The sequence below is a fragment of the Pontitalea aquivivens genome, from assembly GCF_046507575.1.
GTDB lineage: Bacteria > Pseudomonadota > Alphaproteobacteria > Rhodobacterales > Rhodobacteraceae > Pontitalea > Pontitalea aquivivens.
On sequence record NZ_JBKFEY010000048.1, the window covers coordinates 1 to 9,517 of the forward strand.

General features: G+C 60.4%; 9 protein-coding genes. 8 read left to right on the top strand and 1 reads right to left on the bottom strand.

Going from position 1 to position 9,517, the window contains the following annotated elements; genetic code table 11:
• On the bottom strand, positions 1–790 hold a 790-nt coding region (locus ACK8OU_RS19435), incomplete at its 3' end, for an alpha/beta fold hydrolase (protein ID WP_410304993.1).
• 307 nt (positions 791–1,097) lie between these two features.
• Between ACK8OU_RS19435 and ACK8OU_RS19440 the strand changes: the two genes are divergently transcribed.
• From ACK8OU_RS19440 to ACK8OU_RS19475, 8 genes are all read left to right on the top strand, one after another.
• Positions 1,098–1,880: an SDR family NAD(P)-dependent oxidoreductase gene (locus ACK8OU_RS19440; protein ID WP_410304994.1), complete on the top strand. Its 783-nt coding sequence runs from the start codon at positions 1,098–1,100 to the stop codon at positions 1,878–1,880.
• Positions 1,881–2,058: 178 nt separating this feature from the next.
• Entirely contained in the window at positions 2,059–2,847 is a 789-nt protein-coding gene (locus tag ACK8OU_RS19445; RefSeq protein ID WP_410304995.1) for an IclR family transcriptional regulator, read from the top strand.
• Complete coding sequence (locus tag ACK8OU_RS19450) at positions 2,807–3,955, top strand: CaiB/BaiF CoA transferase family protein (protein ID WP_410304996.1); 1,149 nt, start codon at positions 2,807–2,809, stop codon at positions 3,953–3,955. Before ACK8OU_RS19445 ends, ACK8OU_RS19450 begins: the two co-directional genes overlap by 41 nt.
• Positions 3,952–5,160, top strand: coding sequence for a CaiB/BaiF CoA transferase family protein (locus ACK8OU_RS19455; protein ID WP_410304997.1), 1,209 nt, complete (start codon positions 3,952–3,954; stop codon positions 5,158–5,160). Before ACK8OU_RS19450 ends, ACK8OU_RS19455 begins: the two co-directional genes overlap by 4 nt.
• Complete coding sequence (locus ACK8OU_RS19460; RefSeq protein WP_410304998.1) at positions 5,157–6,350, top strand: acyl-CoA dehydrogenase family protein; 1,194 nt, start codon at positions 5,157–5,159, stop codon at positions 6,348–6,350. The genes ACK8OU_RS19455 and ACK8OU_RS19460 overlap by 4 nt, the downstream gene beginning before the upstream one ends.
• Entirely contained in the window at positions 6,347–7,120 is a 774-nt protein-coding gene (locus ACK8OU_RS19465) for an enoyl-CoA hydratase/isomerase family protein (protein WP_410304999.1), read from the top strand. Before ACK8OU_RS19460 ends, ACK8OU_RS19465 begins: the two co-directional genes overlap by 4 nt.
• Complete coding sequence (locus ACK8OU_RS19470; protein WP_410305000.1) at positions 7,120–8,262, top strand: thiolase family protein; 1,143 nt, start codon at positions 7,120–7,122, stop codon at positions 8,260–8,262. Before ACK8OU_RS19465 ends, ACK8OU_RS19470 begins: the two co-directional genes overlap by 1 nt.
• A 4-nt stretch (positions 8,263–8,266) precedes the next feature.
• Entirely contained in the window at positions 8,267–8,686 is a 420-nt protein-coding gene (locus tag ACK8OU_RS19475) for a Zn-ribbon domain-containing OB-fold protein (RefSeq protein ID WP_410305001.1), read from the top strand.
• The last annotated feature ends 831 nt before the right edge of the window (positions 8,687–9,517 follow it).

Sequence of the window (9,517 nt, forward strand, 5' to 3'; positions counted from 1 at the left end):
GTGAGTGGAATGCAGTCAGTATTTCGTTAACCGCCGCCGGCATTTCGTATTGCACCCAATGTCCTGCCTTGGGAACGCGATGAAATTCGACGTCGGGCCTTGCCTCCGCAATCCGGTGGGCCCTCGCGTCGATTGAGGGCGTGGCGAGAGGGTCTTCCGCGCCCCATATGACTTGGACGGGACATCTGGCGTTGGCGATGTTGGCCACGGTAGTATCGCGGAACGAGAGTTTGCGGCTGTCGAAACGCGCCCGCCGGATGTTTTCCCAATGCAGGTCGACAACGGGGTCGCTCGGCTCCGGTGAATGCAAGAGCATCCAGTGGCCAAGGTTGTGTGCGATCACCTCGCGGCGAGCGTGATCGCCCGCTTCGGGATTCGGCATGCGGCGCATCTTGATGTTTCGATGCTTAGGCACTCCAAACCCGCCGGGCCCCAGCAGTGACAGGCTGTTGACGCGGCTGCCCAGCCGAGCCGCCACTGCCGCGGCGACAACTCCGCCGAAGCTGAACCCCGCAAGCGCCACGCTGTCTCCAAGCTGTTTGACCGCGCAAGCAACCCAATCAAGATAGAGATCCGGATCCATGTCCCGTGCGGCGGCAGGTGAGTCGCCGAAACCCGGTGAATCAACTGCATGGATCGTGAAAGATTGCGAAAGTTCCGGGATGTTGCGCACCCAATGGTTGCGGGATCCGGTGCCGCCGTGCAGCAGGACGAGAGCAGGACCGCTACCGGATGTCGCCACATCCAGCGAGGGCCATTCGGCAGTTGCCGGCCCGTTGACCTTGATCATCTACACGCCTCCACCCGCGCTCGCAAACTAGTAGGATGACCGTCGCACCTGCTGTGACAGGCCCATCCTTGATGAGCATAGGGAACTCCATCCGATCCCGATGCGCCCTCAAACCAATTACATTTCGAAATAGGTTCCGTCTAGTGAAATCTTTGTTGACACGACTCTGAAGGCCGGGTAGGTCTTTACCAAGCCGCCGCGTGGCAGGTTGCCGCTGCGATGTGATCGCGGCACCGGCAGGACAAGGCATTACGTCGGTGAAATCATTTGCTCGGCACTTGAGAGGCGCGGGCACGGGGAGAAGTTCGTGGATATCGAATTCGCAGGGAAGGTTGTGGTGATCGTCGGCGGCGGGCGAGGCATTGGCCGGGCAACGGCAGACTTGTTCGCCGCAGCTGGCGCCAAGCTCGCGATCGTCGACATCAACGGCGAAGCCGCTGAGGAGGCCGCGCGGTCATTCCCGCCGGCGGCAACCGCAATCGGGGTTCAGGCAGATATCGCCAGCGAAGACGACGTGAAGTCTATGGTCAAGACGGTGACCGACAGGTTGGGTCGGATCGACGTGTTCGTCAATTGTGCGGCGGTGCTCGATGACAAGCTGTTCCTGGAGTCGACGTCGAAGGACTGGGCTCCGACCGTGAACGTCTGCCTGTTGGGCACGATGCTCTGCCTGCGCCATGTACTCCCTGGGATGGTCGAGCGCGGCTACGGCCGCGTGGTCTGCATTGCCTCCGACAGTGCGCGGCTCGGCCAGGCGCGGCTCTCCTACTATGCAGCCGCTAAAGCGGGCGTCATTGCGTTGGTCAAGTCGGTCGCCCAAGAAGTGGGCGGGAGCGGCGTCACTCTCAATGTGGTGTCTCCCGGTGCCACGAACACTCCGCTTCGGATTACTCGCGAAGCCGGTCTTCGGGAGTCGATGGGCGAGGAGAAATACGCTCGACGGGTCAAGTCAGTACTCAAGATGTACCCAATGGGGCGGATCGGCGAGCCGGACGACATTGCAGCTGCAATCGTTTTTCTAAGCAGCGACCATGCGTCCTGGACTACCGGACAGGTTCTAAGTGTGAATGGCGGGTTCGCGATGGCGTGATGCCAGCACCGACGTTGGTCGCAATTTGCGCGCTACGCTCGAAGAGTTCCCTACTGGTTAGTATCTCCGAAAAATCTCGATAGGGCGGTAATGGTTGTGTTTCTTTTGCTTTCTTACTATCGGCAATGTCCAGAGGCTTGGCTTATCGAAGCTCGGCCCGAAGTGATGGAGCAACTGAATGACACGAACGGTCCACAGGGCGTTAGCTATTTTCGACGCGTTCGACGAGGAGCAACTAACCCTGTCGCTGCAAGCTATAGGGGAGCGGATCCGTATGCCAAAGGCGACAACCTATCGCCTTGTCAATACGTTGGAGAAGGCAGGCTTCCTTATTCGCCTGGAGAGTCAGGAATACTGTCTCTCCATGAAGCTCGTTCGCCTCGCCGGGCTGGTCCGCAGTACAATCGGGATACGGGAGGTCAGCCGTCCTATTATGACCGAACTCGCGCACAAGACGGGCGACACGGTGACGATCAACATGCTTTCCGGTTACGAGCGCGTGTGCATCGACGTTGTCGATACACCTTCACCGTTGATGGCGATCCTTCGACCGGGAGAGCGGCGGCCGCTGGTTCAAGGCGCGACTGGCAAGGTGCTTCTGGCGTATCTTACGCCCGAGGAACTGAATGCGGCGCTGAAGGCCACCCAGAAATCAATGCGGGTCGATCGCAAGGCTCTGGATGCGGAGCTGACACTGATCCGCGAGCGTGGTTACTCCGTGACCCGCAGCGAGCGCATCGCGGGTCTCACTTCGATCGCGGTACCGATCCACGACCTCAACCAGCAAGTGTCGAACTGCATTGCCCTGACCGGACCGAGCGTCCGTATGGACCCTCGTTTGCAGGAACTCGTCGATCTGATTGTGGCCGCCGGCGCGGATATTTCGGTCCGATTGGGTTCGAAACCGCAATCGGGGGGCGCGCTCAATGAATACTCCGGGAGCGCTGAGCGGTTACAGGATACTTGAGGTAGGCGCGAGCGCCGCTTATGCAGGCAAGCTATTTGCCGACCATGGCGCCGATGTGGTCATGGTGGAGCCCCCTGATGGCTCTGAGTTGCGTTCGGCATATCCACTGATCGACGGTCGGGCCGACGACAGGCGTAGTGTCCGATTCCAATACATCGCGGCCGGAAAGACGAGCGCGGTCGTCGACCTCGATACGCAGCAGGGTCGTGGCTTGTTCATGGACATGCTCGCCGGCGCGGATCTGGTGCTGGACGACAGGCTGCAACACTGGTGGGCCGAACGCGGACTGGCGTTCGAAACGCTGAGGCAGAACCATGATCGGCTCATCTGGTGCTCGATCACTCCTTTCGGCCAGACCGGCCCCTATTCTCATTACGCGGGCAACGACCTCATTGCGATGGCAATGGGAGGGATGGCATCGCTGGCAGGATATGAGGATCAACCCACCGTCACACGCGGAAATCTGGCGGTGCAAAGCGCAGCCCTTTACGGCGCCGTCGCATCGCTGGCCATGCTGCTCGGGCGCGACGGGACGAGTGGCGCGCAGTTCATCGATATTTCCATGCAGGAAGTCGTGGCGCTGGGCACGGAGACGGCCCCCCAATTCTTCGATCTGCAGAAGGTCAACCGTGGCCGGTACTCGACGGCCCAGCGCCAGGCCGGCATAGGTGTCTATCCATGCGCTGACGGATATCTGATGATCTATGCCGCCGTCGGGGGCGTCGGGACCGGGTGGACGAACCTGATCGACTGGATGGTGGAAAGCGGCGTTGAAGCCGCTCGGGAGATGTTGTCGGACGAGTGGGCGAGCAACCGGTTCAAGCAAAAGCCGGAAAGCCGACAGGCTTTCGCCGACGCCTTCGACGAATTCGCGCGACACCGCACGATGCAGGAACTCTTTATCGAAGGTCAGAGGCGGCGCATCGCGATTTCACCCGTCAACGGGCCCGAGCAGGTTCTGAAGGACCCGCACTTGCTCGAGGCTGGTGCATTTCGGCACCTGGACATCGGGGGCAAGGTTATCCCGGTTCCGGGAGCGCCGTTTATGTTGTCACGGACCCCGGGCCGAATCGCAGGACCCGCACCGAAGCTCGGAGGGGACGAATGAAGCCTCTTTCCGGGATTCGGGTTCTCGACTTCACCTGGGTGGGTGCTGGGCCATTTACGACAAAGGTCCTCAGCGACTTCGGCGCCGAGGTGGTGAAGGTGGAGTCGCGCAAGCGACCGGACCAACTCCGAATGGCAGAACCGCTGACCGGGAGTCGGACCATCGAGGAAAGCGGCTACTTCGCCAATCGCAATCCGAACAAGAAGAGCGTATCCATCGACCTCAAGCATCCAGAGGCGCGCCAACTGGTGCTCGCCCTCGCTGCACAGAGCGATGTCGTAATCAACTCGTTTTCGCGTGGCGTCATGGAGCGCTTTGGCCTGAGCTATGAGGATGTCCGCGGTGTCCGCGACGACATAATCTATCTATCCATGCCTTTGGGCGGCAACCATGGTCCGTACAAGGATTATCTCGGCTACGGCATGAACGTGGCGTCTCTCGTCGGAGTCTATTCGCTAGGCGGATTGCCCGACCGGTGGCCGGTGGGCACGGGAACCAACTACCCAGATCATCTGCCCAACCCCTTGCATGCGGCCTTTGCCATCCTTGCCGCGCTGAACGAGCGTCGCCGGAGCGGTCAGGGACAGGAGATTGTGCTGTCCCAACTGGACAGCACAATGGCGCTTTTCGCGGACGACCTCTTGAACTACGCCTGTAACGGAACTGTCGCTACCCCCGGGTATTTGGACGATCCGGATGTAGGACCTCACGGCATCTACCCATGTCTTGGGGAGGACCGCTGGTGCGCCATCTCCGTCTCGGGCAACGAGCAGTTTACGGCCTTCGCCAAGGCAATCGGCCAGCCGGAACTCGTTCACGACGACCGTTTCAGCACTATTGAGTCACGCAGGGAGAACGCTGCCGCGCTCGATGAAATCATCGGCGGGTGGACGATAACGATCGAAGCCATGGAGGTGATGACCCGCCTTCAGAGCGTCGGTATCTCGGCCGGTATGGTCCAGACGGCGAAAGACATGCTGACGACCGACGTGCAACTGCGGGCAAGGGGCTTCTGGCAATATCTGGACCATCCCGTCATGGGCCGGACCGTCTATCATGGCGTACCGGCCAGTTTCTCGGGCATGTCCAACCGCTATGTCTCGCCCGCTCCGCTGCTGGGCCAGCATAATGACGAATTGCCACGGCTCGCGAACATGCCGGCAGAAACGATTGAAGAATACGCCAGCAAAGGGGTCCTCAAGTGACCGGCATCAACTTCGACTTACCTGAGGAAGTGACGATGATCGGCGAGGCGGTGCGCCGGTTTGCTGTCGATGAACTGCGGCCCTACGAACGTCTCGTGCTCGAACGCGAGATGCAAAGGGGGTTCACCGACGCACCTCTGCTGCCCCCCGACATTGAGGCGCAGCTTCAGGAAAAAGCCAAGTCTCTCGGTTTGTACGGCATCGACGTGCCGGAGGAATTCGGGGGGCAGGATCTCGGTGCGCTGACCAAGTGCATCGTCATCGAGAAGCTCAAGCATTCGATCGTGCCCTTTGTGGTGGCGCCAGACAGTCCCAATCTGCACCTGCTGAAAGCACTGTGCCGGGGCGATCAGGTCGACCGCTATTTCCTGCCCTATGCGCGCGGGGAAAAGCGATCGTCGCTGGCTTTGACCGAACCTTCTGCGGGGTCCGACGCATCCGGTATCCGCACCAAAGCCGAGCTTCGGAACGGGAAGTGGCTTCTCAACGGAACGAAGACCTTCATCAGTCATGCCCGTGCGGCGGATTTCTTTATCGTCATCGCAGTCACCGATCCGTCCAAGGGTACACGTGGCGGCATGACGGCATTCCTCGTGGACCGAGATGCCAAGGGGGTTTCGATCCCGTCCAACTATCCGATGATCGGAGAGTATTGCCCGTACGAGGTTGTGCTCGACAACGTTGAAGTGGACGAGGACGCGGTGCTGGGGGAGGTCGGCGATGCTTTCACTCCCTTGCAGCGGCGGCTGGGCGTTCGCCGCATGGAGATTGCAGCGCGCTGCATCGGCTTCGCCACGCGCTGCATCGAAATGATGATCGAGCACTCGCAATCCAGAGTCACGTTCGGCAAGCCCCTGGCCGATCGCCAGACCATCCAGTGGTGGATATCCGACAGCTATCAGGAATTGGAGATGGTGCGTCTCCTGACCTATCGACTCGCCACGCGGCTTGATCGTGGTGATGACGACGTTCGCATGGAGGCGTCCATGGTGAAGGTTCAGGGGCCTGAGATGATCACCCGGGTCGTCGATCGGGCAATGCAGACGTTCGGGGGAATGGGCGTCAGCAAGGAACTGCCCCTAGAGTACATTTACCGGACAGTCCGGGTCTACCGGATCGTCGAGGGACCCAGCGAGATTCACAGGTGGGTCATTGCGCGTGACCTGCTCAGGAGGGGGCTGCCACAATGACCATTCAAGTAGAGAAACGTGGCGCAATCACACTGCTGACGATTGATAGGCCCGAGGCTCGCAATGCGCTCAATCCTGCGAGCGCTCAGCTGCTCTACGAGTCCCTGGCCGAGTTCGAAGCAGACGGAAATGCAAGGGTTGCCATCGTCACGGGCGCTGGGACGAAGGCCTTCTGCGCAGGAGCGGATCTGCGCGGGGTGATTGATTCAGACGCAACGCTGGCGCAGCGCGCGCTGAGCCCAAGCGATGCCAGCCTGGTCAGGGATCCTGGATTGACCAAGCCCGTGATCGCAGCCGTCAATGGTTATGCTCTCGGCGGCGGCTTCGAGCTGGCACTGATCTGTGATATCCGTATCTGCTCCACGACCGCCAGTTTTTCGCTCGCCGAAGTCACCATAGGCAGCATGCCCGGCAGCGGGGGCACGCAAAGATTGCCGCGCATTGTCGCTCCCGGCATCGCGACGTATCTCGCCTTGACGGGCGATCGCATCGACGCGGTCGAAGCCTATCGGATAGGCCTCGTGACCAAGGTGACGGAATCGGCAGACCTCATGACGGAAGCCTTTGCGATTGCCCACCGCATCGCGGCAAATGCTCCGCTGTCGGTCAAAGCCGTTCGGCAGGCCCTGCGTCAGGGGCAGGACGTACCGCTCGCCCAAGGCCTCATCTACGAGCGCAATCTGTTCAACCTGCTGCGCGAGAGCGAGGATCGCCGTGAAGGGCGGGCCGCTTTCGCCGAGAGGCGCAAACCAGTCTTCAGGGGATGCTGATGTCGATATCAGGAAAAATCGCCATTGCCGGCGTAGGTGCAACCCAGCAAGGGAAGCTGACGGGCCGCACCGCTCTCGACGTCGGCGTCGAGGCGTTCAAGCGTGCGCTCGACGATGCCGGATTGAAGAAGTCAGACATTGACGGTCTTCTCACCATGCCGGGCACCACCTCACCGGAGGGAAGTCTCCACTATCTGCGGCTTGGCGAGGCGCTTGGCCTCAATCCGCGGTACACGGGCAGTCTTACGATGGGCGGCGGCACAGCGGGCGCGCTTGTACAGATGGCGGCGCTGGCAATCCATGCCGGCCTTGCGACCACGGTCGCCTGCGTCTTCGGTGATACGGCGAAAACAGGCGGGGTCAAGTTTGATCGTGCCAGCGGGGGGGAGGTCCCGTGGTCGCACTGGGGCATGATGGGTGCTGCCGCCAACAGCGCCGTCGCGGCCGACCGTCACATGCATGCCTACGGCACCAAGAGCACCCAGCTTGCCGAGGTTGCTGTCGCCTGTCGCTATCATGCGTCACTCAATCCCGACGCCATCATGCGAGATCCCATCACGATCGAGGATCATCAGTCGTCCCGCTGGATCGTACGTCCATTGCGTCTGCTGGATTGCTGCCTGATCTCCGACGGCGGAGTCTGCATCATCGTTACCTCCACTGAGCGTGCGCGGGACATGCGAAACAAGCCTGCAGTCATTGCAGGCTGCGGACAGGCCTATACGGCGCAAACGCTCGAATCCGAGAAGTGGTGGTACGTGCCACATCAGAAACAGGCGCTGGCGGATGCCTTCAGCATGGCCGGCGTAAAGCCGGCGGACATTGACGTCGCTCAACTCTACGACAATTTCACGATCTCGGTGATCCTCTGGCTGGAGCATGCCGGCTTTTGTGGCGAAGGGGAAGGCGGTTCCTTCGTCGAAGGAGGCCGCATTAGACTGGGAGGTGATCTGCCGGTTAACACGGCCGGTGGCAACCTCTCGGAAAGCTACATGGAAGGTTGGCTCCACATCGTCGAAGGCGTCCGCCAGGTCAGAGGCAGCTGCGGGGATCGTCAGGTCAAAGACGCGGAGCTTTGCCTCGTAACGGGGCGTGGCATGGCGCTCAATTGTTCCAACGCGATGATTCTACGAGGAGAATAGTCAGATGGCCGAGACGCTACCAAAGCCGCAGCCTGCGCTGACCGATATTAACCGGCCCTTCTGGGAAGGGGCCGGCCGAGGTAAGCTGATGCTGCAAAAGTGCGCGACGTGTGGACATGTAAGATTTCCGCTCGGACCGGTCTGCACCGTCTGTCTTGGCGAAGAAACCGAATGGGCCGAGATGGCGGGAAAAGGCGAGATCCTTTGTCACCTCGTCTTCCACCAAGTCTATCATAAGGCTTGGGCGGGTAATGTGCCCTACAGCGTCGTCTTGGTGCAACTCGACGAAGGCCCGCGCGTGTTTTCTAACGTGGCCGAAATGGACGGCAAAGATACAGAAATGGATCTGGTCGGTCGGCGCGTCGAAGCCGTGTTCGAGCCTATGGAAAGCGGGCTTGGCCGTCATCTATTCAGGCTAGCCTAGCCGGCTAGACCCGGCGAGGAGAGAGGTGATGGTTATCTCCCCTGCTTATAGCTGTAGCTCTAACAAAGCCACAGTGCATATCGGTCGGGCGGCGCGAGTGTAACCGGCGCAGGTGACGACTGCCGGCGTAATATTTTACCGGAGATCGGATATGTCGGGCTGTGATCCGGAATTGTTGAAGCCGCCTTCGATCTCACATCGGCCTGGTTCCGCAACTCGCGTCGGCCGATCGCTAAGGTGACGGCCTTCAGCCTGTGCCGATGCCGCCCGTGCTCGGCGTCACCTTGCGCCGCCCGGCCGGAAGGCTGCGCCTGCCGGGCCGACACCGGAGGACTAGTCGGTAGCATCCGTCCATTGCCGGGATCAAGGCCATCGGGCACGACGGCATTCGCGGCAGATTATCGGGCTCCAAACTCAGATTACTGGCGTCTTCTGCCAGTCCCGATGCCCTGACCGGGGAACATCTTGGTAAAGAATACGTCCGGGCACCCCGGCTTCGTGCTGTCAGTCAAATTTCACTAGACGGACCAGGTTTCATATGTGTATGGTGTTTGGAGTGGACGCCTGCTGCATTGGGTGGGTGATAAGCGCTCCATGGTGACGGGAAGGAGCCCTTCGACGGGTCCGTTCATCGGGAGCGATAAACAATCTGGGAGGAACAGCGATGACTGCAGGACACATCGGTACCATTCGAATGACCGCACTCGCGACGACAATCGCGATGATCGGCGGCATTGGCTACGCATATGCAGATACGATTAAGATCGGCGTGCCTATGGAATTCAGCGGGCGCTTTGTCGCTTATGGCGCGTCAGGACGTCGTGGCGTCGA